Source organism: Rhodococcus sp. NPDC058521, assembly GCF_042719695.1.
Classification (GTDB): Bacteria; Actinomycetota; Actinomycetes; order Mycobacteriales; family Mycobacteriaceae; genus Rhodococcus_F.
The window spans coordinates 105,014-128,349 of the sequence record NZ_JBHXNL010000001.1 but is presented as its reverse complement, the minus strand read 5'-3'; the positions used below and the strand labels follow the sequence as shown (position 1 = coordinate 128,349).

Annotated in this window: 30 protein-coding genes; 19 read left to right on the top strand and 11 right to left on the bottom strand. The window is 64.7% G+C overall.

Annotated features, from left to right (window positions below):
• The first annotated feature begins 64 nt into the window (after window positions 1-64).
• A complete protein-coding gene (locus tag ACFWO3_RS00610) occupies window positions 65-997 on the top strand; it encodes a LysR family transcriptional regulator (protein ID WP_378572643.1) in 933 nt (310 codons plus the stop codon).
• On the opposite strand, the gene ACFWO3_RS00605 is transcribed toward ACFWO3_RS00610, so the two are convergent.
• Window positions 994-1,395 (bottom strand): SRPBCC family protein, encoded by a 402-nt coding sequence (locus ACFWO3_RS00605; RefSeq protein WP_378572641.1) that lies wholly within the window; start codon window positions 1,393-1,395, stop codon window positions 994-996. The genes ACFWO3_RS00610 and ACFWO3_RS00605 overlap by 4 nt on opposite strands.
• Window positions 1,396-1,480: 85 nt before the next feature.
• Between ACFWO3_RS00605 and ACFWO3_RS00600 the strand changes: the two genes are divergently transcribed.
• From ACFWO3_RS00600 to ACFWO3_RS00555, 10 genes are all read left to right on the top strand, one after another.
• Window positions 1,481-1,714, top strand: a complete 234-nt coding sequence (locus tag ACFWO3_RS00600; RefSeq protein WP_378572639.1) for a hypothetical protein — start codon at window positions 1,481-1,483, stop codon at window positions 1,712-1,714.
• A 53-nt stretch (window positions 1,715-1,767) separates the two neighbouring features.
• On the top strand, window positions 1,768-2,166 hold the full coding sequence (locus tag ACFWO3_RS00595) for a hypothetical protein (protein WP_378573935.1): 399 nt from the start codon (window positions 1,768-1,770) through the stop codon (window positions 2,164-2,166).
• A 4-nt stretch (window positions 2,167-2,170) separates the two neighbouring features.
• On the top strand, window positions 2,171-2,566 hold the full coding sequence (locus tag ACFWO3_RS00590) for a VOC family protein (protein WP_378572637.1): 396 nt from the start codon (window positions 2,171-2,173) through the stop codon (window positions 2,564-2,566).
• A gap of 66 nt (window positions 2,567-2,632) precedes the next feature.
• Entirely contained in the window at window positions 2,633-3,829 is a 1,197-nt protein-coding gene (locus ACFWO3_RS00585) for an anion permease (protein WP_378572635.1), read from the top strand.
• Window positions 3,826-4,095 (top strand): hypothetical protein, encoded by a 270-nt coding sequence (locus tag ACFWO3_RS00580; RefSeq protein WP_378572633.1) that lies wholly within the window; start codon window positions 3,826-3,828, stop codon window positions 4,093-4,095. Before ACFWO3_RS00585 ends, ACFWO3_RS00580 begins: the two co-directional genes overlap by 4 nt.
• Window positions 4,096-4,134: 39 nt before the next feature.
• Entirely contained in the window at window positions 4,135-4,461 is a 327-nt protein-coding gene (locus ACFWO3_RS00575; RefSeq protein ID WP_378573933.1) for a DUF3349 domain-containing protein, read from the top strand.
• A 4-nt stretch (window positions 4,462-4,465) separates the two neighbouring features.
• On the top strand, window positions 4,466-4,771 hold the full coding sequence (locus ACFWO3_RS00570) for a DUF3349 domain-containing protein (RefSeq protein ID WP_378572631.1): 306 nt from the start codon (window positions 4,466-4,468) through the stop codon (window positions 4,769-4,771).
• Between the two features lie 12 nt (window positions 4,772-4,783).
• A complete protein-coding gene (gene menE / locus ACFWO3_RS00565; protein WP_378572629.1) occupies window positions 4,784-5,926 on the top strand; it encodes an o-succinylbenzoate--CoA ligase in 1,143 nt (380 codons plus the stop codon).
• Between the two features lie 59 nt (window positions 5,927-5,985).
• On the top strand, window positions 5,986-6,981 hold the full coding sequence (locus ACFWO3_RS00560; protein WP_378573931.1) for a permease: 996 nt from the start codon (window positions 5,986-5,988) through the stop codon (window positions 6,979-6,981).
• Window positions 6,978-7,712: a TIGR03943 family putative permease subunit gene (locus ACFWO3_RS00555; protein WP_378572627.1), complete on the top strand. Its 735-nt coding sequence runs from the start codon at window positions 6,978-6,980 to the stop codon at window positions 7,710-7,712. The genes ACFWO3_RS00560 and ACFWO3_RS00555 overlap by 4 nt, the downstream gene beginning before the upstream one ends.
• Here ACFWO3_RS00555 and ACFWO3_RS00550 read toward each other — a convergent pair.
• On the bottom strand, window positions 7,706-8,134 hold the full coding sequence (locus ACFWO3_RS00550; RefSeq protein ID WP_378572625.1) for a nitroreductase/quinone reductase family protein: 429 nt from the start codon (window positions 8,132-8,134) through the stop codon (window positions 7,706-7,708). The genes ACFWO3_RS00555 and ACFWO3_RS00550 overlap by 7 nt on opposite strands.
• Before the next feature lie 92 nt (window positions 8,135-8,226).
• On the opposite strand from ACFWO3_RS00550, the gene ACFWO3_RS00545 reads away from it, so the two are divergent.
• Together ACFWO3_RS00545 and ACFWO3_RS00540 are read left to right on the top strand one after the other, a co-directional pair.
• Window positions 8,227-9,207, top strand: coding sequence for an ATP-binding cassette domain-containing protein (locus tag ACFWO3_RS00545; protein WP_378572623.1), 981 nt, complete (start codon window positions 8,227-8,229; stop codon window positions 9,205-9,207).
• Window positions 9,204-10,034 (top strand): ABC transporter permease, encoded by an 831-nt coding sequence (locus ACFWO3_RS00540; RefSeq protein ID WP_378572621.1) that lies wholly within the window; start codon window positions 9,204-9,206, stop codon window positions 10,032-10,034. The genes ACFWO3_RS00545 and ACFWO3_RS00540 overlap by 4 nt, the downstream gene beginning before the upstream one ends.
• 11 nt (window positions 10,035-10,045) lie before the next feature.
• Here the strand turns inward: ACFWO3_RS00540 and ACFWO3_RS00535 are convergent, their stop codons facing one another.
• Entirely contained in the window at window positions 10,046-13,288 is a 3,243-nt protein-coding gene (locus ACFWO3_RS00535) for a BTAD domain-containing putative transcriptional regulator (protein ID WP_378572619.1), read from the bottom strand.
• A 64-nt stretch (window positions 13,289-13,352) separates the two neighbouring features.
• Between ACFWO3_RS00535 and ACFWO3_RS00530 the strand changes: the two genes are divergently transcribed.
• Window positions 13,353-14,222 carry a 1,4-dihydroxy-2-naphthoate polyprenyltransferase gene (locus tag ACFWO3_RS00530; RefSeq protein ID WP_378572617.1) on the top strand — a complete coding sequence of 290 codons (870 nt, stop codon included), beginning with the start codon at window positions 13,353-13,355 and terminating at the stop codon, window positions 14,220-14,222.
• On the opposite strand, the gene ACFWO3_RS00525 is transcribed toward ACFWO3_RS00530, so the two are convergent.
• Genes ACFWO3_RS00525 through ACFWO3_RS00515 form a run of 3 tightly spaced genes read right to left on the bottom strand, consistent with a single transcriptional unit; the run spans window position 14,223 to window position 15,430 of the window.
• Window positions 14,223-14,603 carry a phage holin family protein gene (locus ACFWO3_RS00525; protein ID WP_378572615.1) on the bottom strand — a complete coding sequence of 127 codons (381 nt, stop codon included), beginning with the start codon at window positions 14,601-14,603 and terminating at the stop codon, window positions 14,223-14,225.
• A 42-nt stretch (window positions 14,604-14,645) separates the two neighbouring features.
• Window positions 14,646-15,209, bottom strand: coding sequence for a Clp protease N-terminal domain-containing protein (locus tag ACFWO3_RS00520; RefSeq protein ID WP_378572613.1), 564 nt, complete (start codon window positions 15,207-15,209; stop codon window positions 14,646-14,648).
• Window positions 15,210-15,214: 5 nt separating this feature from the next.
• Window positions 15,215-15,430 (bottom strand): helix-turn-helix domain-containing protein, encoded by a 216-nt coding sequence (locus tag ACFWO3_RS00515; RefSeq protein ID WP_378572611.1) that lies wholly within the window; start codon window positions 15,428-15,430, stop codon window positions 15,215-15,217.
• Window positions 15,431-15,478: 48 nt separating this feature from the next.
• Here ACFWO3_RS00515 and ACFWO3_RS00510 point away from each other — a divergent pair, with 48 nt between their 5' ends.
• On the top strand, window positions 15,479-15,730 hold the full coding sequence (locus tag ACFWO3_RS00510) for a MerR family transcriptional regulator (protein ID WP_378572609.1): 252 nt from the start codon (window positions 15,479-15,481) through the stop codon (window positions 15,728-15,730).
• A gap of 384 nt (window positions 15,731-16,114) precedes the next feature.
• Here the strand turns inward: ACFWO3_RS00510 and ACFWO3_RS00505 are convergent, their stop codons facing one another.
• Both ACFWO3_RS00505 and ACFWO3_RS00500 read right to left on the bottom strand, forming a co-directional pair.
• On the bottom strand, window positions 16,115-16,507 hold the full coding sequence (locus ACFWO3_RS00505; protein ID WP_378572607.1) for a hypothetical protein: 393 nt from the start codon (window positions 16,505-16,507) through the stop codon (window positions 16,115-16,117).
• A 558-nt stretch (window positions 16,508-17,065) separates the two neighbouring features.
• The gene (locus ACFWO3_RS00500) at window positions 17,066-17,839 is read right to left on the bottom strand and encodes a lysophospholipid acyltransferase family protein (protein WP_378572605.1); all 774 of its coding nucleotides are present in this window, start codon (window positions 17,837-17,839) and stop codon (window positions 17,066-17,068) included.
• A 72-nt stretch (window positions 17,840-17,911) separates the two neighbouring features.
• Here ACFWO3_RS00500 and ACFWO3_RS00495 point away from each other — a divergent pair, with 72 nt between their 5' ends.
• On the top strand, window positions 17,912-18,442 hold the full coding sequence (locus ACFWO3_RS00495) for a GNAT family N-acetyltransferase (RefSeq protein WP_378572603.1): 531 nt from the start codon (window positions 17,912-17,914) through the stop codon (window positions 18,440-18,442).
• Between the two features lie 134 nt (window positions 18,443-18,576).
• On the opposite strand, the gene ACFWO3_RS00490 is transcribed toward ACFWO3_RS00495, so the two are convergent.
• On the bottom strand, window positions 18,577-19,173 hold the full coding sequence (locus ACFWO3_RS00490; RefSeq protein ID WP_378572601.1) for a TetR/AcrR family transcriptional regulator: 597 nt from the start codon (window positions 19,171-19,173) through the stop codon (window positions 18,577-18,579).
• Window positions 19,174-19,335: 162 nt separating this feature from the next.
• Here ACFWO3_RS00490 and ACFWO3_RS00485 point away from each other — a divergent pair, with 162 nt between their 5' ends.
• A complete protein-coding gene (locus ACFWO3_RS00485; protein WP_378572598.1) occupies window positions 19,336-20,988 on the top strand; it encodes an MDR family MFS transporter in 1,653 nt (550 codons plus the stop codon).
• Window positions 20,989-21,134: 146 nt separating this feature from the next.
• On the opposite strand, the gene ACFWO3_RS00480 is transcribed toward ACFWO3_RS00485, so the two are convergent.
• Window positions 21,135-22,229 (bottom strand): PLP-dependent cysteine synthase family protein, encoded by a 1,095-nt coding sequence (locus ACFWO3_RS00480; RefSeq protein ID WP_378572596.1) that lies wholly within the window; start codon window positions 22,227-22,229, stop codon window positions 21,135-21,137.
• On the bottom strand, window positions 22,229-22,597 hold the full coding sequence (locus ACFWO3_RS00475; protein ID WP_378572594.1) for a DUF4229 domain-containing protein: 369 nt from the start codon (window positions 22,595-22,597) through the stop codon (window positions 22,229-22,231). The genes ACFWO3_RS00480 and ACFWO3_RS00475 overlap by 1 nt, the downstream gene beginning before the upstream one ends.
• Before the next feature lie 180 nt (window positions 22,598-22,777).
• On the opposite strand from ACFWO3_RS00475, the gene ACFWO3_RS00470 reads away from it, so the two are divergent.
• Window positions 22,778-22,990 (top strand): BldC family transcriptional regulator, encoded by a 213-nt coding sequence (locus ACFWO3_RS00470; protein ID WP_378572592.1) that lies wholly within the window; start codon window positions 22,778-22,780, stop codon window positions 22,988-22,990.
• A 131-nt stretch (window positions 22,991-23,121) separates the two neighbouring features.
• Window positions 23,122-23,328 (top strand): hypothetical protein, encoded by a 207-nt coding sequence (locus tag ACFWO3_RS00465; protein ID WP_378572590.1) that lies wholly within the window; start codon window positions 23,122-23,124, stop codon window positions 23,326-23,328.
• Window positions 23,329-23,336: the final 8 nt, after the last annotated feature.

Sequence of the window (23,336 nt, the reverse complement as noted above, 5' to 3'; positions counted from 1 at the left end):
ATCCCATGCTCACCCACCGAAAACAATCCGTCCAATGAACAATTGATCCGCTTATAATCCGAATATGGATGAATGGCTGCAGCCCGATTCTCTACATCCCGTGACATCCGACCTTGCGCCATTGCTCGGCGCGTTCGTGGCTGTCGCCGAGGAAGGACACGTCACGCGTGCCGCCGATGTGCTCGGAGTTCCGCAGTCTTCGTTGAGTCGGAGACTGCGCGCAGTCCAGAAAACGCTCGGACTCACGCTTTTCACCCCGGCTGGACGACGCATAGTCCTCACCCCGCAGGGTCGGGAACTGCTCGAGCGAATCCGAGAACCGGTCCGTGCACTCGACGATGCCGTTGTCGCGGTACTCGGCAACGCGGATCCCGACGGCGGTCTCGTTCGGTTCGGCTTCCCGCTGACGATGGGGCCGATCAGCGTGCCGGCCCTGCTCGCCGAGTTTCACGAAGAAGCGCCACGAATACGCCTGCACCTCGTCCAGGCGCACGGTGACGGACTGGCCGATCTCGTCCGCAAAGGCCGTTTGGATCTCGCCGTGATGATTCCGGCCCCCGACGACCTGCCGTCCACCCCGATCGGTCGGCAACGCATCGGACTGGTCGTCTCCCGCGGACACCGTCTTGCAACGAGAACGCGGGTGGACCCCTCCGAACTCGTGAACGAACCGTTCGTCGCGAACCCGCCGAGCTATCACCTTCGGCAGCTCACCGATTCCTGGTGCGCCGAAGCAGGGTTCGAACCCGACGTGGCGTTCGAAATCACGGAGTTCGACACCCTCCGCTCGCTGGTGGCGCGCGGCATGGGTGTCGCGCTGCTGCCCGACGCCGAAGTGCCCCACCCGGACATCGTCACCGTTCCGCTCGTCGATGCACCCGATCGGAGTGTCGCATTGGTCTCGGGCAACGGACCGTTGTCACCCGCTGCAGCCAGATTGCACCGCCACCTGGCGCTCCGCGCCTGTGAGTGGTTGACGAGTCCAGAGACTCCTTAACCACTCACAGTGGGAGTGAGGAGGGTCTTCAGTCGTTCGAGGTCTTCTGCCACAGTCCGGGTATCGCGCTCGAACTCCTCGTCCGACAGATCGAGTTGGCGGACGGTGAACACGATTTCGCAGCCTTCCGGATGAGCAAGGACACGAACGGGGTTGTTCACCTTCTCCCCCGACGGCAATGTGACGTCGTGATCGAGTACACCGAGATCGTTACGGGCGGTGAAGCGCACGGTCACCCGACCCATGGGCGAATCCACCAGCAGAGTGTCACCTTCGCGAACCACCTCGGCGCTCGCCAGGCCGGCCGCCCATTTCGGCAGGTTGCTCGGGTCGACGGCGAACTCGTACAGCGTCTCCGGCGAACATTCGATGACCTGGCTGACGTGGCGACTTGTCATGATTCGAATGTTATTGCGCGGAGGCACTGGCGTCAGCGGGTCACGACATAGAATCGAATCGGACCCTCCGGACGAGGAGAACGTGATGAGCACAGCCAAGAGTTCGAGCCGAAATATCCTCGCGCGCGTCTCACCGGGTCAGTGGGCGGCATTGATCCTCACGATTCTGCTCGTCGTGTTCGTACTGCAGAACCGGGCGAAGACGTCGATCACTCTCTTCTGGATGAACCTCTCGGCGCCGCTGTGGTTCACCCTCCTCGCGGTCTTCGTGGTCGGCTGGGTGGTCGGGGTCCTCACCAACCGCCGGGGGAAGGCGTGACGGCCGCCGACGGCAGCGACTCCCCTGCGCCTCGTCACCGGCGACCGACGGGCATGTCGGACGAGACGGTGCAGGCCCTCGGCAAGGTGTCGGAAGCGCTCGAGACGGTGGATCGGGCCCGCGGTCACCTGTACTCGTTCCATCAGTTGATCGGCCATGCGGACCTCCAACTGGACGAGGCGGTCCAACTCCTGCGGGCGGGCGGGCACACCGAACTTGCGGACCGCCTTCGACATGACATGGTGGGGCGAAACGTCGTACACGGCCGGTGGACGTTTCAACTCGTCGAGGAATTCGACGACGATTACTGGAGCCGGTTTCGCGCACACGAGAAATCGTTGCGCGACGAACTGGCGTCCGGACGTCGGCACCTGCTCGAGGCGGAAATGAAGGAAGCACGGCGCACGCACGGCGAACCCGGTCACGAAGCCCGGCCCGGCGAAGGAGATTGACACTGTGGAAATCCTCAGCAGCAGAACCATTCTGCGGCCGAAGGACTATTCGAAGACCCTCGCGTTCTACCGCGAAACCCTGGGTCTGGCTACGGCGCGCGAATACCCGGGTGGCACGGTGTTCTTCGCGGGTCAGGGTTTGATCGAGATCGCCGCCCACGGTGGGAACGGTGAATCGAGCACCTTCGACGGCGCACTCTGGCTTCAGGTGCGCGACCTCACGGCGATCCAGACGGGACTGGTCCTGGCCGGAGTCCAGATCGCCCGGGAAGCGCGTGAAGAACCGTGGGGTCTGTACGAGATGTGGATCACCGACCCCGATGGGGTGCAGATCGTGCTCGTCCAGATCCCCGACGATCACCCCATCAGGCGCGACTCGCGCCCACCGAAAACAGACTGACCTGCCCTCGTAGGAGCCAACCCCACGGACCGTTCACCGGTTGGACACGGGTTGTACATTTACGTGGTGACCGCAGAGCTCATCGTTCTCCTGGTAGTCGTCGTCACTGCCCTCGCATTCGACTTCACGAACGGCTTCCACGACACCGGCAACGCAATGGCCACATCCATCGCCACCGGCGCCCTGCGGCCCAAGGTCGCGGTGGCGCTTTCCGCCTCGCTAAATCTGATCGGCGCTTTTCTGTCCGTCGAGGTCGCGGCGACCGTGGCGAAGGGCGTCGTCAATCTGAACAGTGTCGGCGGCGATGCACTTCTGCTCATCGTCTTCGCCGGTCTCGTGGGTGGCATCATCTGGAACCTCGCGACGTGGCTCCTCGGCCTTCCGTCGAGTTCCTCACATGCGCTGTTCGGCGGTCTGATCGGTGCGGCGATCGCGTCCATCGGGATGAGCGGAGTCGAGTGGCAGGGTGTGATCGGCAAAGTCGTCGTACCCGCCCTCCTGGCTCCGGTCGTCGCAGCGCTCGTCGCCGCAGTGGGTACCCGATTGGTGTACCGCCTGGCATCGAAGGTCCCCGAAGAGTCCAAGGAGAAAGGGTTCCGAATCGGACAGGTGGGATCAGCTTCCCTCGTGTCCCTCGCGCACGGCACCAATGACGCCCAGAAGACGATGGGCGTCATTTTTCTTGCACTCGTCGCGCACGGCACCATCTCGGCGGACGCGGAGATGCCGTTCTGGGTGAAGTTCAGCTGTGCCGTCGCCATCGCGCTCGGCACCTACCTCGGTGGCTGGCGCATCATCCGCACCCTCGGCAAGGGGTTGGTCGAGATCGCGGCACCGCAGGGTATGGCGGCAGAATCTTCTTCGGCCGCGATCATCCTCACCTCCAGCCACCTCGGTCTGCCACTGTCCACCACACACGTCGCTACCGGCTCGATCCTGGGCACCGGGCTGGGCCGCAAGGGCGCCGAAGTTCGATGGGGCATAGCCGGACGCATGGCCGTGGCCTGGCTCATCACCTTGCCGTCCGCCGGTCTCGTCGGCGCGGCATGTTGGGCAGTGGCCCACTTCGTCGGCGGACTGCCCGGCGTGCTGGTCGTCTTCGCAGCTCTCGTCGTGCTCGCCGCCCTCATGTATGCGCGATCGCGTAAGCAGCCCATCGACTCCGGCAACGTCAACGACGAATGGTCCGAGCGAGAGGCGCCCGCCGTCACCGCGCCGGAGAACGACACCCACACCACCGTTCGAGACGGGAGTCAGGGATGACACTGCTCACCGACACTTTGGACTCGCTGTGGCAGGTCGTCGCAGTCGGATTGCTCTTCGGGGCCGGCCTCCCTGCACTCTTCGCCTTGGGTTTGCGGTCGCTGACTGCGGGAGCGAACTCGGAGACCGGAGCCGGCGAACCCACGGTCGCAGGCAGAATCGGCGCCGCAGTGTGCTTCGCGGTGATCGTCGCTGCCGTGATCGGTGGAATACTGCTCCTGACGGAGGATTTCCTGACCAGTACCTTCGGTATCGAGGTCTTCTGAGTGGCCGTGTCCGCTCCATCGATGAAAGAGGCCGATTCCGTGTCCCGCTACTCACTTCGTTCAGTCCTCGAGTGGCTGCGCTCCGGATACCCGGAGGGCATTCCCACCAAGGACCATTTTGCGGTTCTCGCAGTACTGCGCCGTCGCCTCACTACGGAGGAAATCGACGAAGTGGTCGCCCTTGCCATCGCCACGGCCGACGAGCATCCCGAGCGGCAGGTCGACCACGACCGGATGCGTGACATCGTTGCCGGACTCATCCACGACGAACCGTCGGAGGACGACCTCGAAAGAGTGACCGAGCGTCTCGCCGCCGGTGGCTGGCCCGTGGCGCCGGACTGGGAAGAAACACCCGACGTGGAGTGATGTGATGAGCCTGCCACCGTTTCTCACCTCCATCGTCGGCTGGCTCCGCGCGGGCTATCCGAACGGTGTCCCGGAACAGGACTACGTTCCGCTCTTCGCTCTGCTGGCACGCCGTCTGTCCGAGGACGAGGTGGACGCCGTCGCGGACGCCTTGGTCGAGGACGGCGACCTGCCGATCGAGAAGACGGACATCGCCGTGCTGATCACGAAGGTCACCAACGAGATGCCGCTGGAGTCGGATGTGGAACGGGTCGGCAGCCATCTGGCGGCCGGCGGATGGCCACTGGCGGACCCGCGCTTCGATGCGTGAAACCCTGATGAGATGACCCGCCTACTGCAGCCTCTGCACGTGCCCACGGGCGCGGAAATCGCCTCGGTCCTACCGGAACTGGAGGCAGCCCTCGCGGACGACGGACCTGCCTTCCTGCCCCTGCCCCGTGGGGACGATCAGGAGATCCGACGACTCACCGATGCGCTGGCCCCGGGTGAACCGATCGGCGACGACATCTCGCTCGTCGTGGCAACCTCGGGTACCACGGGGGTGCCGAAGGGTGCGCTGCTCACGGCTTCCGCACTGAGGGCGAGCGGCAACGCCACGCACACCAGACTGGGTGGGCCGGGCTCGTGGCTGTTGGCACTGCCGGCGCACCACATCGCCGGCCTTCAGGTGCTGCTGCGAAGTGTGCTCGCGTCCACCGATCCGACGATCGTGGACGTCGCGGAAGGGTTCGAACCGGCCGCGCTGACATCCGCGATCGCGTCGATGTCGGGGCCGAGAAAATACACGTCTCTCGTCCCGACGCAGCTGATCAAGGCCTTGGACGATCCTGATGCGACTGCTGCTCTGGCGTCACTCGACGCGGTCCTGCTGGGTGGTGCCGCGACACCCGCCCCCGTTCTGCAGCGCGCCGCCGCAGCCGGGATCGAGGTGGTCCGGACGTATGGCATGAGCGAAACGTGCGGAGGCTGCGTCTACGACGGCGTGCCACTCGACGGCGCCGAAATCCGGATCGAGGGCGAGCGAGTGCTGCTGGGCGGCGCCATGATCGCGGACGGCTACCGGGGACTTCCGGACCATCCCGCGTTCGCCGAGCCGGGATGGTTTCGCACCGACGACGCGGGAACGGTCACCGACGGCGTCCTCCGGATCCACGGAAGGCTCGACGAGGCCATCTCGACCGGTGGGCTAACCGTCGTTCCGCAGGTGGTCGAAGCCGTGTTGTCCGAGCATCCGTACATCCGCGAATGTGCGGTCATAGGTGTCCCCGACACCAGATTGGGGCAGCGTGTGGTCGCCGTTATCGTGTCCGGTTCGGCAACGCCCACCGTGGAAGAGTTACGTGAGCACATTGCCCGAACCCTGCCCGTGACCGCGTCCCCGCGTGAAGTGCACGTCGTCGATTCGCTACCCCTGCGGGGGCCGGGAAAAATCGACCGACGCGCACTCGTCACACGGTTCTCGTAGCCGTCCCGGCACCACAGTTCGCGTCCGATCTTCTAGTGACCCATGTCCGCACTGGCATGATGGTGACCGTGCGTGCCGCCACCTTGTTTCGTCCCACTTCGATGCACGTCTTCGTCATGCTGTTGCTCGCGGCGGCACTGTTCCAGGGTTCGCTTGCGAACCTCTTCACCGCATATCCCGCCTTGCAGACGGCCGCCACGGTCTTCTCGGGCGTATTCGTACAGGCGACACCATTTCTCGTACTCGGTGTACTCGTCAGCGGGGCCATCGCCGCGTTCGTGTCACCACACGTGCTGCGAAGACTGCTGCCGCGGCGCGAGTCCACTGCGGTCGGCGTCGCTGGGTTGGCCGGTGCCGCATTGCCCGGCTGTGAGTGCGGCGCCGTGCCTGTCGCACGCCGACTGATGGACCAGGGTGCACCGAGCGCGGCCGCACTCACGTTCCTGCTGGCGGCGCCGGCTATCAATCCCGTGGTGCTGATCGCCACCGCCGTCGCCTTTCCCGGCCAACCTGAGATGGTGGTCGCTCGCTTCGTCGGCTCTCTCGCCACGGCACTGGTCATGGGGTGGGTCTGGACACGGATCGGGCGTACCGAATGGATCACCGCCCGAATCTCCCGTCACGAGCACGACCCGCACGGTTCACGATGGGTGGTGTTCGCCGAGTCCGCAAGGCACGACTTCCTGCAGGCCGGTTCGTACCTCGTCCTCGGTGCCGCAGCCGCCGCTGCGCTGCACGTTCTCGTGCCTTCATGGATCTACGACCACCTCGCCGGACAGATGCTGATGGCGATCGTCGTCATGGCATTGCTCGCCGTCGTTCTCGCGTTGTGCTCGGAAGCCGATGCCTTCGTCGCGGCCAGCCTGTCGATGCTGCCGCTGCTCCCCCGGCTGGTGTTTCTGGTCGTCGGTCCGGCCGTGGACGTGAAGCTCGTCGCCATGCAGGCGGGGAGTTTCGGCCGAGCGTTCGCCGTCCGGTTCGCGCCGCTCACGTTCGTGGTCGCGGTGGTGTGCGCGTGCATCGCCGGCTATGCCGTCCTCGGGGGCGCACGGTGAGTAGAGAAGTGGCCAACGTCCTGCTCTTGCTGACAGGTGGCGCGCTGTTGAAAATCACCGTGGACGGAACATACGTCCGTTACGTGAAGCCGGGTCTGTTTCCCTACCTACTCGCGGCGGGAGCTGTGATCGTGCTTCTGGCGGCGGTCGCGATCGCTCGTGACATCCGCGCCGGCCGAGCTGCGGACGATCACACCGGCGGGCACACGCACAGCGCGCGGCCGTACTGGATGCTGCTGGCTCCGGTAACAGTGGTCCTGTTCGTCGCGCCGCCGGCACTCGGGGCGTCCTCGGTAGGGACACCCACCGCCCGTGAGGAACCGGTGGTCGCATCCGAAATGACGGCGTTTCCGCCACTTCCGGGCGGCGATGCTCCCGAGGTACCCCTGCTCGACGTCGTCCAGCGCGCCGCCCGCGACTCGACGGGCAGCCTCGACGGCCGAGAGATCACCGTCAGCGGTTTCGCCGTCGAGACTTCCAACGGTGGATCGGCGCGCATGGACGGAACCCGAGAGGGTCTCGATCTCGCGCGCGTGGTGATCGTCTGTTGCGCTGCGGATGCTCGCAGCGTGCGTCTTCACCTCGACGGCAAGCTCGGCGAGATTCCCCAAGGAACGTGGCTGTCGGTGACCGGTGTGGTCCGGCCGGACTCCGCGCCTGCGCGCACGCCCACACTCACCGTGACAGGCGTCGAGCGAATACCCGCACCGGACAACACGTACGCCTACTGATCCCAGCTTCCGGCGAGTGCAACCACCGGAATGGTCCGAACCCCGGCCACCTTCTTCTCGTAGTCCGCGAATCCCGGGTATCGCCGGGCCTGCTCCGCATAGATGCGGTCCCGCTCGGCACCGGTCACTTCTGCCGCCGACACCCGGTAGGTCTGCGTCCCGACCTCCACCTCGGCCTCACCGGCATCGACGATGTTGAAGTACCAGTCCGGATTGGTCGGCGCACCGGCCTTGGACCCGAACACATAGATCTTGGCGGGGTCGTCTTCGTCCGCCATGTACATCATAGGAGTGAGCCGGTCTCTGCCGGATTTGCGCCCACGATGGTGCAGAAGGAGCATCGGAGAACCCTCGAACGGACCACCGACCCGCCCCTCGTTGGCCCGGAACTCTTCGATGACCTGCGTGTTCCAGTCGCTCATGTAGAAACCTCCGTGTGCGGCGTACGGTCGGTGAAAGGCCGTGCAAGGTCGACGCAAGGCCCGTGTAAGCGGCAATGGTCATCGTTTACGGCATGACCACATCCCATTCTGCCCCGGCAATCGAAGCCGAGGGGCTCGTTAAACTGTTCGGCAACCAACGCGCCGTCGACGGTGTGAGCCTGACCGTGCCCACCGGCACCGTCTACGGCGTGCTCGGCCCCAACGGGGCGGGTAAGACGACCACCGTCCGGATGCTCGCAACACTGCTGCGTCCCGACGGCGGGCACGGTCGGATCTTCGGCCACGACGTCGTGGAGGAGCCGACCGCGGTGCGTTCCCTCGTCGGCGTCACAGGCCAGTACGCATCCGTCGACGAAGACCTCACAGCCACCGAGAACCTGGTGATCTTCTCGAGGTTGCTGGGCCTGTCGCGCACGGCGGCGCGCCGCAAGTCCTCCGAGCTTCTCGAGGAGTTCGGCCTGACCGAAGCCGCGAGCAAACCGCTCAAGAATTTCTCCGGTGGAATGCGGCGTCGCCTCGATCTCGCGGCAAGCCTCCTCTCGCACCCACCCCTGTTGTTCCTCGACGAGCCGACCACCGGTCTCGATCCGCGTACCCGCGCCCAGATGTGGGACACGATTCGCCGGTTGGTCGCCGAGGGCTCCACCGTCCTGCTCACCACGCAGTACCTCGAAGAGGCCGACCAGCTGGCTGATCGAATCGCGGTCATCGACCGCGGAAAGGTGATCGCAGACGGCACTGCCGACGAGCTGAAAGCGTCGGTGGGCGTCTCCTCGCTGCACCTCGCTCTGGTCGACAAGGGGCGCATCGACGAGGCCCGAGTGCTGATCGCACAGGCCCTCGGCATCGAGGTGTCGGTTACCCCCGAAGCCGCACGTCTGACCGCACCCATGACCGACCCGGCCCTGACAGTCGAGCTGCTCACCCACCTACGCGATCACAGCATCGCCGTCGACGAGATCACCGTCTCGAAGCCCAGTCTCGACGAAGTCTTCCTCACCATCACCGGCCACGGCGCCGAAGATGACGATTCCGAACGGAGCATCGCATGACGACCACCCTCGAAAGAAGCGGGGTCCGCAGCACGCAGGTGCCCGCCCTGACTCCTCGTCGTATCAGCCTGGAACAGACTGTGCGACACACCCTCACCATGGCTTACCGTGGTGTGCTCAAGATCAAGCACAACCCCGAGCAGTTGTTCGACGTCGTGATCCAGCCGGTGATCTTCACCTTCATGTTCACCTACATTTTCGGCGGTGCCATCTCCGGAGACGTGCAGAGCTACCTCCCCGTCATCATTCCGGGCATACTCGTGCAGACGGTCATCACCGGCTCGATCGTGACCGGAACCCAGCTGCGGGAGGACATGGACAAGGGAGTGTTCGACCGGTTCAAATCCCTTCCCATCGCCAGGATCTCACCGTTGTCCGGGGCTCTGCTCGCCGACATGGTTCGGTACGGCATCGCCACCACCATCACGTTCGTGGTGGGCATAGCGATGGGTTACCGGCCGGATGGCGGCGTGATCGGCGTCCTGTGCGCGGCACTCCTCGTCATCGTCTGTGCCTTCTCCATCAGCTGGATCTTTGCTCTCATGGGGGTGCTGATGAGCAAGGCATCGTCCGTTCAGGGCACATCGATGCTCGTCCTGTTTCCGCTGACCTTCATGTCCAACGCATTCGTGCCGGCTGACACGATGCCGGGTTGGATGCAGGCGTTCGTCAAGGTGAATCCCGTGTCGCACTTGGTGACCGCGGTGCGCGAACTGGCCAACGAAGGCCACTTCGGAATCCACGTCGTGTGGTCACTGCTCGGTGCGGCGATCATCGTCGCGATCATGGCTCCGCTGACCGTGCGCACCTACATGCGCAAGGCTTGAGCCCGTCCAGATCAGGTGCGTGCCGCAATCAGTTCCAGGATTGCAGCACGCACCTGTCTGCGTGACAGCGTGGACACTGCCGCTGCCGCAGCATCCAAATCGTCCTGGGACGCCACGGTGGAGGCGAATGCCCGCAGCCTATCGTGCTGCATGCTTCGCATGTCCTGTCGTCCATGCGCTCTTTCGGCGAGTGCGATCAACTGCAATCCACGGGTCACGTCGCCGTTGGCGACAGCGAACACCCCGAAACTGCCCGCGACCGCGCCGGTCACCGGTACGTCGACGAACACATCCGACCCCAACCGAGCGAGCGCGGCGGTTCGCAGCAACTCCGCGACGTCGACCGCCTCGGCTCGTCCGCACTGAACGTGAGCGCACAGCGAAGCCGACAGGAGCAAGAGGCTGAACGGGTCTTCGAATACGTGACTGTCACTCCGAACGAGCGCGACAGCTTCCTGGTAGCGGCCCAAACCTCGCTCGATGTCTCCGCTCGCGAGGTCGGCTTCCGCGAGCCCGACGATCTGTGCGGCCTTGGGTCCGGTCGTGTCCGGGGTGAGCACGTATTCGGAATCGAACCGGGCTGCGGAGGCGAAGAGCCCCTGGCGCCCGCCTTCCACATCCCCCGATGCGATCCGTGCGCACGCTTCGAACGCACGCATCTGCTCGGACTCGTAGACGGCGCCGAGCGAATTCATGCAGGTGACTGCTTCCTCGTAGTAGCGGACGGCCTCGGTGTATCGACCGGATTGGCTGTACAAAGAGCCGAGGAAGCCCGCCGAGGTTCCGCGAAACCAGACGTCGCCTCGTCGTTTCGCATACTCGTGCACCGCAGATCCGTCAGCGAGGGCGCCACGCGCGTCGCCGAGGTTCTCCCGAAAGTTGGCGCGACCGGACAGTGCCGCCATCCTCACCTCGGCGTCGGAGGAACGAACGCCGGTGGCGATGCGGCGCGCCATGCCGCTGGGGCTCCCTATCGCCAACAGAATGTCCGCGCCGAAGGTGAGCACCGGCGGAACACCGGTTCGACGACGAACGGCGCGTAGCCGCAATCGTGCCCGCGCGAGAGTTCTACGGTCGCCGCCGAACAGCAGGTGCATGGTCACGAGAAGAAGTGCGGTCACCTCGACTTCGGAGGTCAATTCCGAAAGGTCCCTATGCGCAGCGACTTGCAGCACTCGAGGAGCCCAATTCGCCACCTCGGAGTGTGCACCACGGGTCACCCACAGGCCGCCGAGCACAGCGAAGACGGCAGCCGTCGTCACCGCGTCCCCGCGTTGCATCGACCAGCGCAGCACGGCGAGAAGATTGTCGTGGTCCGCGCTGAGATCCGCGCTGAGCTGCACCTGATCCGTCCGACATCTTTGGACGGCATCCTGTGCAAATCCCTGCGCCCACAGCGACAGCCGGTCCAACACTTCCTCGTCCTCGCCGGCCGCGATCAGTTGTTCCTCGCCGTACTCACGGACGGTTTCGAGCATGAAATAGCGGATGGAGGTGTTGGTTTCGGTCACCGTCAACAGCGACTGATTCACCAAACCGTCGACAGCACCCGATACGTCGGCGAGTCCGTTCCACTCGGCCACGGACTCCGCCGCGTCGAGCGTGAACCCGTCCGGGAACCGACAGAGCCTTCGCAAGGCAATCTGCTGTTCCGATTCGAGCAGATGCCAACTCCAGTCGATAACGGAGTGCAGGGTGCGGTGGCGATCGGGAGAGGTCGGGTCACTCGACCGGAGCAGAGCGAACCGGTCGACCAGCCGCCGATCGATTTCTTCCACACTCATCGACCGCACCCGCGCGGCAGCCAGCTCGATGGCGAGCGGCAAGCCGTCCAGAGTTCGGCACACCGTCCGAACGGCCACCGGATCGAGCCGCACCGAAGGACGAACCGCACGAGCGCGAGCAGTGAACAACTCCACGGCCGGAGACTCGCTGTCCCCCACCGTCAGCGCTGGAAGCGGATACACCGACTCGGCAGCGATCATGAGCGGCGACCGACTTGTCGTCAGAACCGTGAGTGTGTCGATCTCGGCAACCAGGTCCGCCACGACCTCGGAGCACGCACCGATGACGTGCTCGCAGTTGTCGAGTATCAGCAGCATCGGCCGCGCCGACAAGGATTCCCGCAAACGCTCGCGCACCGAATGGATGCGGCCGATCGTGAAACGGCCAGGTGCGACATCCACCTCGCCGAGTCCGACAGTGGCGGCGATGGCCGCGACAACGTCCTCACTGCTGCGCAGAGAAGCCAACTCCACCAGCGCAACCGGGTTGCGGGCGGATGCACGTGAACCCAGCTCGTGGGCGAGCCTCGTCTTCCCCGCCCCGCCCGGCCCCAGCACCGTCACGACCCGGCCACGCACGAGCAAGCCTTCGATCGCCGTGATGTCGTGTTCTCGGCCGATCAGAGTATTCGGCGACGCACGCAATCCCACGGCGCTCGGCGCGGCCGCCTGTGGCGTGCTCCCGGACTGCAGAATTCGGGTGTGGAGGTCGACCAACTCGCGCGAAGGATCTGCACCGAGGCGATCGGCCAGTCGTTCCCGCACTTTCGCGAACACGTCCATCGCCTCGCTGTCCCGACCGAGACCGGCAAGGATCCGCATCAGCTGCTCGTGAGCACGCTCGTCCAGCGGTTCAGCCGACGTTCTGGCCCGTGCCAACGGGAGGGCGACCTCGAAGTCACCGAGTGCGGTACGCGCGGTGATCTCGGCATCGTCGAGCTGCTCGCGGATCGCTACGGCCTCCATCGCCAGCGCCCACGAGAGGGTCCCGTCCCCCAGATCGTCACCGGGTTCACCGCGCCACAAGCCCTTGGCCTCGGTGACCTTCTCTACGACGCGAGCCGGCGGCATCCCGGCCGTCACCGCACGTGCAATCTCCTGCGCCCATGACAGGTCCACCGAATCGGAAGGCAGCGTCAGGCGATACCCGGAGGGGCCGGATTCGAGCACACCCTCGGGGAGCGCCGACCGGAGGCGGGAGATCTGGGTGTGCAGAGCCCCGGTGGGCGAGCGCGGCGGCTCGTCACCCCACACGTCCTCGATCAAACTTCGAGCCGTCCTGCTGCGGCCGGACGGGTGGGCCAGCGCAACCAGAAGTCGGCGTGCACGAATGCCCGTCAACGGCACCACGTCACCGTCGCGCATCGTGGCCACCGGCCCGAGAAGGGCAACGACGATCCCACTGCGCGGCGATGGGGCTGCGACGGTTCGTGACGCCGGAGCACCTTCACCACTCATCTGCTGGTCCACCGCATTCGATGGTATTCCACGCCGCGACTGCCGACCGTTTGCGCTGCGGTGCAAAGATCGACACATGGCAACGGTTTCTCAATGGGTCGAAGGCGCGCGCCCGCGCACACTGCCGAACGCAATCGCACCGGTTCTGGCCGGCACCGGAGCTGCCGCATCGCTCGATGCTGCGGTCTGGTGGAAGGCACTGCTCGCAATGGTCGTCGCTCTCGCTCTGATCGTGGGTGTCAACTTCGCCAACGATTACTCCGACGGCATTCGCGGCACCGACGACGAACGCGTCGGCCCGTTGCGACTCGTCGGATCGAAGCTTGCGGCCGCATCTTCGGTGAAGAACGCGGCAATCGGATGTTTCGCGGTCGCGGCCGTCGCTGGGCTCGTCCTCGCCGCAGCCACTGCGTGGTGGTTGGTTGCCGTGGGCGCCTTCTGCATCGTGGGTGCCTGGTTCTACACGGGCGGAAAGAAGCCCTACGGCTACAGCGGTTTCGGTGAGATCGCCGTATTCGTGTTCTTCGGTCTGGTCGCCGTGCTCGGAACCCAGTTCGTTCAAGCGGAGAGGATCGACTGGGCAGGCTTGGCAGCGGCCGTCGCCGTCGGGTCGTTCTCGAGCGCCGTGCTGGTGGCCAACAACCTCCGCGACATCCCCACCGACACCGAATCGGGCAAGCTCACGCTGGCAGTACGACTCGGCGACGCCCGCACCCGAACGCTGCACCTCGTCCTCGTCGCAGCCCCGTTCGTGATGTCGTTGATCCTCGTCGCCCGCACCCCGTGGACTCTGCTCGGCTTGTTGGCCGTCCCCTTCGCGGTGCGGGCCAACGCGCCTGTCCGCAAAGGCGAACTGGGCCTGGGACTGATCCCCGCCCTGCGCGATTCCGGCCTCGCGATGCTCGTATGGGGCGCCGCAACCGGAATCGCGCTCGGGCTCGGCTGATCAGTCCTTGTCGGGGACGAAGGCGCTGAGAAGGAAGTTCACGATCGCGATGAGCAGTCCACCCCAGACCGCAGTCCAGAATCCGTCGACGGTCATGCCGTAATCGGTCTGCGAACTGAGCCAAGCGGTCAGCATCAACATCAGCGCGTTGATGACGAGTGTGAACAACCCGAGCGTGATGATCAACAGCGGCAGCGAGAGCAGCTTCACCAACGGCTTGACGAAGAAGTTCACCACCGTGAACACGAGCGCGATACCGAGCAGAACGACGATGTCCCAACCGGTTCCGTTGCCCGAGCTCGAGATTTCGATGCCGTTGATCCACCGTGCTGCAAGCCAGATCGCGAAGGCGTTGATGACGAGACGCACCAAGAAGGTCATCCGTGAATGCTGACACATCGCGCCGACATAAGCGAAGCCGTTTCAGGCTGCCCGGTCGAGTTCGACGAGGAGCCTGCGACGGATCTCGGTGACGTCCACCTCACCTTCCAGCACGTCCCTGGTGACCCCGTTCGCGGCGCGCAGGATTCCGAGAAGGATGTGTTCGGTTCCTATGTTGTCGTCCTTGCGGGCGATCGCCTCGCGCAGCGACAGTTCGAGGGCCTTCTTCGCCTCCTTGGTGAACGGGATGTGGCCCGTCCGCCGGGCGAACCACCCCTTCTTCTCCGGTTCCATCGGATCGTCGAGCGCGCCCTCCCCGAACGTGTCCTCGACGGTGCGCCGCACCTCGTCGAGGTCGATACCGATCGATCCCAGAGCCTCGGCGTCGCCGTCGTTCAGGGCGCCACTGCCTTCGTCGATCTTGCGCACGACGGCGTCGAGTGTGACGCCCGCACCGGCCAGAACGTTCGCGGCCGGGCCGTCCGGTTCGGCGAGGATTCCCAGCACCAGATGCTCGGGGCCGATGTGCGGCGACTTCGTGGTGCGCGCCTGCTTCTGTGCATCGACCACTACCGCTCGTGCACCCTTCGTGAATCGTTCGAACATGGGGTTTACCTGCCTCTCCTGTTGTGTTTCTGATGCACTGCCTGCCTGCTGACTTCGAGGGAATCAGCGATCGACTGCCACGACCACCCCTGATTGCGGGCGTTGGTGACCTGGAGCGCCTCGAGTCGTTCGAGTAGGCGGCGCAACGCCCGGACGGCCTTGAGACCTTCACCGGGGTCGGGGCTTCCCGCTGCTGCGGCGAGCGTGGTTGCTTCGGACATGTTGTCAACGTACGTTGACAACAGTCGTTCGTCAAGACGAGTTGACAAATGCGGATCTCCACGTTCGCCGATCGCACCGGAGTCCCGGTTTCCACGCTCCGGTACCAAGAGTCAGCAGGCCTCGTGCCGACATGTCGAACCGACAGCGGATACCGGATCTACGACGATCGAGACATCGACCGCGTCGTCTTCGTCCAGACAGCGAAGCACGTCGGACTCACGCCCGACGAGATCCGCGAACTCCTGACCGTGTGGAACACGACCCCTGTACCGAAGTACGCTCGCGACTACGCCCACTGATGACAGCAGGCTTGGCCGACGTCTCCGCCCGATCCGCAGATCTCGCCACCTTCTCCACTCTCCTTCGCGCCGCCCATTGCCCAACTCGACGAGCTCCCCGATCGTGAAGAACAGTGCGATGTTTCGTGCGAATTTCTCACCCCGAGAACTCACACCAAGCGGAACGTCAATGCTGCCCGTTCTTCGAGTTCACCCTGCGACCGAATGGCCTCGACCTGATTCTCGACGTCCGGGCGCCTGCAGAGGGAACCTCGATGCTCCTCGACCTGTTCGGCGTTCTCCTGACGCTCCTGACACCGTGCATCGACTACGTCATCGTGTTCTTCGGACTGCGGGCGGAGGCAGCCGAAGACTGCTCGCCGCCGCCCCGGTACTCATGCTCGCTCAGATGGCGCTGCTGCCGCTCTTCTGTGGCTGTTCGTCGGACCCGAACTCGCAGACATCGTCGAGATCGGTCCGCTCCTCGAAGCGTTCCTCGTCCTGATCGTGTTGCCCCTCGGACTCGCCTGGGCCACAGAGGCCGTCGCCGCACGGCATCGCGCCGATGCCGTGGTGAGCAGCGCCCTCACCGCTGCCATGGCCCCTCTGATAGCCGGCACTCTGTTCGTCGTCGTCGCGAGCCAGATCCCCGAGATCAGCGACGAACTCGACCAACTTCGAGGCGTGATCCCGCTGTACGCGGCTTTTCTCGTCGTCATGTGCGGGCTCGGCTACGGCGCCGCCAAGGCGTTTCGCTTCGACACTGGGCGATCGCGCACTGATCTTCAGCGGAGCCACCCGCAACTCCCTGGTACTTTCGCTCACTCTCGCCCTACCCGCCGGCTACGCACTCACCCCGGTCGTCGTGGTGACACAGACCCTCGTGGAACTCGTGGGCATGGTCGTCTTCGTCCGCCTCGTTCCGTTCCTGGTTCCCGAGAGGCCGGCAAACGAATCCAGCCCTCGTCCAGGTCGATCAGCTCGTCGTTTCCGACGGAATGGTCCACGCGACCGTTCTGCTTGGCGACAATTTCTTCCGTGAAGTGGTTCCTTGCCGGCGAGAAGATTTCGTCCATCACGCCCAACATGCCACCGCATGTATCCGCAGAGCCGCCGGTTCGGCTCTTTCGCCAGAACACCCAACCCTTTCGCTCGGCCCACAGCCCGACACGGTCGATGCCGACCAGCACAGCGAGTGCAACAGCACCGACGACAAACGCTTCCATCGAACGAGATCATCGCCCATGACCGACGCATCCGGACTGGCAGATGTGGATACAGAATCACACCCGTCCTCGTAGGCTACAGAGCCACGGTTGCGTTGCAGGCGCGTAGCGCTTTCTACATGAACGACCGTCAATAGGCGGCGATCGCGCCGTCCACGGCCTTCTGGAGGTCGGCGTGCACGAGCCTGGAGATGTCGATCGGCTTCTGCGGCAACTCCAGGACTGGTTCGGCGAGGAACACGCTCGCCGATTTCACCGCCGGGTCACCGTGCGGTGAATCCGGGTCGTACGCGATACCCACGGACAGAAGCGCCACCGACGCACCGGCCTTCGTCGCACGGGACGCGATGTGCCCGATCCCACTGTTGACGTGCTGCACGGTCGGCGGGTCGTCGTAGTTGCACGTCCCCTCCGGGAAGACCGCCAGATTGTCTCCGCGCGCAAGCCTTTCGGCGGACACCTCCATCATGAGACGCCCCGCGTCGGCCACGGCGCGCAAACCGTGGTTCTTGCTGCGGAACACCGGGATTCCGCCCATGACGTCCACCTCACGACGGCGGCGCGGCGGGTCGAACACTTCGTCCTTGGCCAACACCCGCGTACGTCCGATGACCCCACGCAGCGGAGTTCGCCAGGCCGTGGCAGCCAACGTGTACTGGTCGAACTCGCTCAGATGATTCGCCGCGACGAGCAGCACCGAACGCGACCCGAGCACGTCGCGTAACGCCCGTTCCGCGCCTGTGCCGTATGTGATCCTCGGGCGATACCTGGCGGCCAGGAGTCCGTACGCGGCGCACGCGAGGGCACGATTCTGCTGGTGATCTCGGTAGTAGTCGTACACGGCACGACTGTTCTCCAAGGTCACCTCGGGCCGATCGACCCGCTTACTCGAACGCCGGCTCACGTTCCCCACGGTACACAACCTACGGGACCGTAGGTTGTGTGGATTCTCCCGGCGATCGGGTAAGAATGAGCTGTGATCCGCCTGGCCAAACCCACGGACCTGCCCTTGCTGCAACAGATCGAAGTTGCCGCCGGAACGCCTTTTCGCGATATCGGAATGTCCGCGATCGCCGATGACCCGCCTCCCAGCCTCGCGGAACTGTCCGAATACCTCGATGCGGACCACATCTGGGTCGCCACCGACGGCAACGACGATCCCGTCGCCTACGCGCTGATGGAGGTCGTGGACGGCGCCGCCCATATCGAGCAGGTGTCGGTCCACCCCAAGCACTCCCGCCGCGGTCTCGGTGCCCATCTCATCGACGAGATCGACGCCTGGGCGGCCGGGCACCACCTCCCCGCACTGACCCTGACCACGTTCGCCGACGTGCCGTGGAACGCCCCCTACTACGAACGGCTGGGATTTCACCGACTCGCCGACGACGACGTCACTCCCAGGCTGGCACGCATTCGAGAAGACGAGGCCAGGCACGGGCTCGATGCCTGGCCCAGGGTGACGATGTGCCGCGCGGTGTCCAACCAGGGGCGTGCATCCCAATTTTGAGCGGGTTCGTCCGTGACGATGATTCGGTGACGCGTACCGGTTTTATGACTGAAGAGTTCTGGGCAACCGTGGAGACAGCGATACCGCGCGAACGATGTGGATAAGCGGAGTCGGTGGCCGTGGCCTTCGCGTGATCATTGCGGGGGCGCGCCGTTGGTCGGCGTTCGTGTGAGCGGCAGGAAGATGGTGTCCACAATCTCCGAGATGGTGGCGTCGGTGGCGGCCTGCCTGTGCATGAGCATCTCCTGTCGGAGCAGATCGAACGGCAGCGACCTGATCCTGTTGGTGACCCGAGCCGGGTCGAACTCGCCCCGCCTCGCAGCGCGATCGAAGATGATGTCCAGTGCTCCGGGTTGTTCGGTGGCGAGAAGTTTGCGTAGGTCGCTAGGGCTGGTGCCGGTCGCCTCGTAGTATTCGGCCACCTGGACACTCATCGCGGTCATCAGTCCGACACGGGTCCGGTTGATCTCGTGCATCAGCGCCAGGATGTCGCCTCGGAGCGATCCGGTGTCCGGCACGGGTGGTCGATGGCGTTCGAGTATGTGCTGCATGGCAGCCCGGAGCAGGTCGGCTTTGTCGGACCATCGCCGATAGATCACCGGGCGACTGGTGTGTGCGCGCGCGGCTACGGCCTCCATCGTCAGATTTGCGTAGCCGGTCTCGGTCAGCTCGGCCCAGGCGGCGTCGAGCAGGGCATCCTCGAGCGCTGCGCCCCGTCGGCGTTCTGCCATATCACTCCTTAAGAAACAGTTGCGCATCTTAACCTGAAGGTCTAACCTTCTCTTGCGTAAGGTACGAGACTGCATCTTAACGCCACTCGATTCACGTGCCAACCTCTTGGCCGCCCCGGTGCGGCGACACAAAATCCTGCCAACTGTTGGAAGAGAGACTTCATGACCACCACTGCCACGGTGGCGCCGGACACTTCAACGTCAGACGGCCGCCAGAAGAATGTGGGCCTGCTGTTCGCCGGACTCATGGTGACGATGCTGCTGGCTTCGCTCAACCAGACCGTGCTGTCGACGGCATTGCCGACGATCGTCGGTGAACTCGACGGTGTCGATCACATGACCTGGGTGATCACCTCCTACATCCTCGCCTCCACCATCGTGATGCCCGTCTACGGGCGCATCAGCGACCTCTTCGGCCGCAAACCCGTCCTGATCGTCGCAATCCTGCTGTTCGTCGCGGGCTCCGTCGTCGGCGGCCTCGCCCAGGGCATCGGCGTGCTCATCGCAGGTCGCGTCCTCCAGGGCATCGGTGGCGGTGGTCTGATGATCCTGTCGCAAGCCGCGATTGCCGACGTCGTCCCCGCCCGTGAGCGTGGCCGGTACATGGGATTGATGGGTGCGGTGTTCGCGGTGTCCTCGGTTGCCGGTCCGCTGCTCGGCGGATGGCTCACCGAGGGCCCCGGCTGGCGCTGGGCGTTCTGGTTGAATCTGCCGCTCGGTGCACTGGCCATCGCCGCCACCGTGGCGTTCCTGCACCTGCCCAAGGTCCACACCAACGAGCGGCCCAAGCTCGACTACCTCGGCATGACGCTGATCGCCGGCGCGACCACCGCTCTCGTCCTCGTCTGCACCTGGGGAGGTGGCACCTACGAGTGGGTATCGCCGCAGATCATCGGGCTCGGTGTCGGGGCTGTCATACTGGCCGGCCTCTTCGCGTTCGTCGAATCCCGCGCCGAGAGCCCGGTCATGCCGCTGACACTGTTCACGAATCGCAGCTTCGTGCTGACGACCATCGCGGCGCTGATGATCGGTATCGCCATGTTCGGCGCCGTCGGCTACATGCCCACGTACATCCAGATGGTCACCGGGGCGGACGCCACCAAGGCAGGATTACTGATGATCCCGATGATGGGAGCGCTCCTCGTCGCGTCGACGTTCTCGGGACAGGTGGTGTCACGCACCGGTCGATACAAGGTGTTCCCGATCGTGGGATCGGCGATCATGGGTATCGGCCTGATCCTGCTATCGACGATGCACGCGGACACCTCGACATGGGTGATGGGTGTGTATCTCGGAGTCTTCGGTTTCGGCATCGGTCTCGGTATGCAGATTCTGACACTGATCGTGCAGAATGCCTTCCCTGCCCGCGTTGTCGGGACTGCGACGGCGTCCATCAACTACTTCAGGCAGGTCGGCGCAACGGTCGGCTCCGCCATCGTCGGCTCGATCTTCGCCTCTCGGCTCGCAACGCTGATCCAGGAGAAGCTCGCCAGTGTCGGCCACGCGGGAAGTGCCGGTGGCCAGGGGATGAAGTCCCTGACACCGGAGTCGGTGAGCGGGCTTCCCGACGCGATTCGTCTCCCTATCGTGGAGTCGTACAACGACGCTCTGCTGCCCATCTTCCTGTTCATGGTCCCGCTGGCAGTAATCGCGATAATCGCACTCTGGTTCCTCGAGGAGAAGCCGCTCAGCGAGCAGGTCGAGAATGAGATCGTTGCCGAATCGCTTGCGGAAGGCGAACTCCTGGTGACTGATGTCGCAGAGGTGAACACACCGGCGCTATCGGGAACCGGGTCCCGCGTCGAGGACAGGTAGCGACGATACCGAGAACGCCGGGTTGCCCTCCAGGCACCCGGCGTTCTCGCGAACCGTTCGTTTCGGGAAGTCTCAGCGCTCCTCGGTCACGTCATTCTCCGTTCCACAGTTCTGCACACCCCAGCCCCGAGGAGTCGGACCAGAGGTCAGATCGCCGACCAGACACCCGTGCTCGCGAACTTCTCGAGCACGGCGGTGGGCCCGGCGAGGTCGATGCCTTCACTCGCAACCCAGTCGTCGTCGTAATACGTGTTCGAGTACCGCTCACCGCCGTCACACAGCAGCGTGACGACGCTGCCACTGCGTCCGGCCGCGAACATCTCCGCGATGAGCCCGAAGGCGCCCCACAGGTTGGTCCCCGTCGATCCACCGACCTTGCGACCCAACACGGCACTGGCGTGGCGGGCAGCCGCTATCGATCCGGCGTCCGGAACCCGGATCATGCGGTCGACGACCTGCCCGACGAACGACGGTTCCACGCGTGGACGCCCGATCCCCTCGATCCGAGACCCTCGAGTGCCCGTGACCAGCGGATCGTCGGCGGCCCACCCGTCGATGAACACCGAATGTTCCGGGTCGACCACGCACAGTCCGGTGTCCATCTGCCGATACCGCAGATAGCGGCCGATGGTGGCGCTCGTGCCACCCGTGCCCGCACCGACGACGACCCACTCCGGTACGGGATGCAGTTCCCGCTGAAGCTGGGTGAACATCGACTCGGCGATGTTGTTGTTGCCTCGCCAGTCGGTCGCCCGCTCGGCGTGTGTGAACTGATCCATGTAGTGCCCGCCGGTATCGCCGGCAAGGCGCTGCGACTCGGCGTAGATGGACGACGGGTCGGTGACGAAGTGGCAACGACCGCCCTGCGCCTCGATCAGCGCGATCTTGGCGGGACTGGTGCTGGCCGGCATCACCGCGACGAAGTCGAGACCGAGCAGCTGCGCGAAGTACGCCTCGCTCACTGCCGTCGATCCCGAGGACGCCTCGATCACCGTTGTCCCCTCGGTGATCCATCCGTTGCAGATCGCGTACAGGAACAGCGACCGGGCGAGCCGGTGTTTGAGACTGCCCGTGATGTGCGTGGACTCGTCCTTGAGGTAGAGCTGCACATTCCATTCGATGGGCAACGGGTAGCGCAGAAGGTGGGTGTCGGCGCTACGTTGCGCGTCCGCCTCGATCAGTCGAACAGCGTTGTCCACCCAGACGCGGGACCCACGTCGATCGATGTCGACGCCCGCCATCAGGGGGTGTCCTCACCGCGCAATTTGGCACGCAACTGGGCCTGATCGGCGCGGCGCCGCTCGTCGAAGGTTGCAATGCCTTTGTTGACCCGCGCGCGCAGCTTGGAGAACAACACCAGCGAGAGTGGCAGCGCGATCAGCACGGCGAAGATTGCCGCCACCAACAACGGGACGTCGACGTCGAGAAGCCGACCCCCGCCAACGATGATCGCCGCGATGACGACGACGAGAAGCAGCCGAGCAACCGAGTACAACACCACGTCGCGGGCCAGCGTTCCCTTGGTGACACGTTCCGTCGACGCGGGGACTGCCGAGGCGTCGTCGGTATGGTCGGGACGGTCTGATGGCTTCTCGGATGGCTCGCTCACGCACCCAGATTACCCACCGTCTCTGTTCGCCACGACCGGCCCGACTTATCCGATTTGTCTATTACCTCCCCTTTACCAAACGTAGATCGTTCGAGTACCTAGGGGTTCGGATGGAAGCATGGCCTCCACGGTAAGCGCAGGGCCGTTTCGCGGCCGAACAAAACCAGCGGAGGATCGTCGATGAGCGCACCCACGTACAACGGAGCCACAGAAGCCCTCATGACCCCTGGACAGGTGGCAACCCTGTTCCATGTGGATCCCAAGACCGTCACTCGGTGGGCGCATGCAGGTCGTCTCGGCTCGCTTCGCACCCCGGGTGGGCATCGCCGGTTCCGCGAGGCGGAGGTAATGCAGCTGCTCCGCTCGCTCACGACCGAAGCCGGCCGCGGCTGAGTAACGAGCCAGTAACGAACTTCATCGACAGCGACGGACACTCGTGAGGGTGTCCGTCGCTGTCGTGTCTGCATCACACCGACTACTCTCGTGGATACCGGCTACCCTCGAGAGCCACCAGGAGGTGTGCGGTGCTGTATCTACTCGCATTCATCGGTCTCGTCACGGTCGCGGTCCTGCTGTGGAAAGGCTTCGGACCTCGCCCCACCGCGACGTTGAGCCAGCGCGGAATGGGTCCGGACGACGATCCGGAGTTCCTCTGGCGGCTAGACCGCGAGACCCATCGCCGTCGCAGTGACGGGCCTGATTCTTCGCCGACCGATTCGTCCGGCAGCTAGCCGAACCA

Bases quoted from the DNA above. Each gene is read 5' to 3' on its own strand.
- ACFWO3_RS00520 (WP_378572613.1), bottom strand. From the start codon at position 15,209: ATGTTCGAACGATTCACGAAGGGTGCACGAGCGGTAGTGGTCGATGCA.
- ACFWO3_RS00600 (WP_378572639.1), top strand. From the start codon at position 1,481: ATGAGCACAGCCAAGAGTTCGAGCCGAAATATCCTCGCGCGCGTCTCA.
- ACFWO3_RS00570 (WP_378572631.1), top strand. From the start codon at position 4,466: ATGAGCCTGCCACCGTTTCTCACCTCCATCGTCGGCTGGCTCCGCGCG.
- ACFWO3_RS00610 (WP_378572643.1), top strand. From the start codon at position 65: ATGGATGAATGGCTGCAGCCCGATTCTCTACATCCCGTGACATCCGAC.
- ACFWO3_RS00545 (WP_378572623.1), top strand. From the start codon at position 8,227: ATGACCACATCCCATTCTGCCCCGGCAATCGAAGCCGAGGGGCTCGTT.
- ACFWO3_RS00605 (WP_378572641.1), bottom strand. From the start codon at position 1,395: ATGACAAGTCGCCACGTCAGCCAGGTCATCGAATGTTCGCCGGAGACG.
- ACFWO3_RS00560 (WP_378573931.1), top strand. From the start codon at position 5,986: ATGGTGACCGTGCGTGCCGCCACCTTGTTTCGTCCCACTTCGATGCAC.
- ACFWO3_RS00540 (WP_378572621.1), top strand. From the start codon at position 9,204: ATGACGACCACCCTCGAAAGAAGCGGGGTCCGCAGCACGCAGGTGCCC.
- ACFWO3_RS00550 (WP_378572625.1), bottom strand. From the start codon at position 8,134: ATGAGCGACTGGAACACGCAGGTCATCGAAGAGTTCCGGGCCAACGAG.
- ACFWO3_RS00595 (WP_378573935.1), top strand. From the start codon at position 1,768: ATGTCGGACGAGACGGTGCAGGCCCTCGGCAAGGTGTCGGAAGCGCTC.
- ACFWO3_RS00510 (WP_378572609.1), top strand. From the start codon at position 15,479: ATGCGGATCTCCACGTTCGCCGATCGCACCGGAGTCCCGGTTTCCACG.
- ACFWO3_RS00490 (WP_378572601.1), bottom strand. From the start codon at position 19,173: ATGGCAGAACGCCGACGGGGCGCAGCGCTCGAGGATGCCCTGCTCGAC.
- menE (WP_378572629.1), top strand. From the start codon at position 4,784: ATGACCCGCCTACTGCAGCCTCTGCACGTGCCCACGGGCGCGGAAATC.
- ACFWO3_RS00580 (WP_378572633.1), top strand. From the start codon at position 3,826: ATGACACTGCTCACCGACACTTTGGACTCGCTGTGGCAGGTCGTCGCA.
- ACFWO3_RS00515 (WP_378572611.1), bottom strand. From the start codon at position 15,430: ATGTCCGAAGCAACCACGCTCGCCGCAGCAGCGGGAAGCCCCGACCCC.
- ACFWO3_RS00525 (WP_378572615.1), bottom strand. From the start codon at position 14,603: ATGACCTTCTTGGTGCGTCTCGTCATCAACGCCTTCGCGATCTGGCTT.
- ACFWO3_RS00485 (WP_378572598.1), top strand. From the start codon at position 19,336: ATGACCACCACTGCCACGGTGGCGCCGGACACTTCAACGTCAGACGGC.
- ACFWO3_RS00530 (WP_378572617.1), top strand. From the start codon at position 13,353: ATGGCAACGGTTTCTCAATGGGTCGAAGGCGCGCGCCCGCGCACACTG.
- ACFWO3_RS00470 (WP_378572592.1), top strand. From the start codon at position 22,778: ATGAGCGCACCCACGTACAACGGAGCCACAGAAGCCCTCATGACCCCT.
- ACFWO3_RS00480 (WP_378572596.1), bottom strand. From the start codon at position 22,229: ATGGCGGGCGTCGACATCGATCGACGTGGGTCCCGCGTCTGGGTGGAC.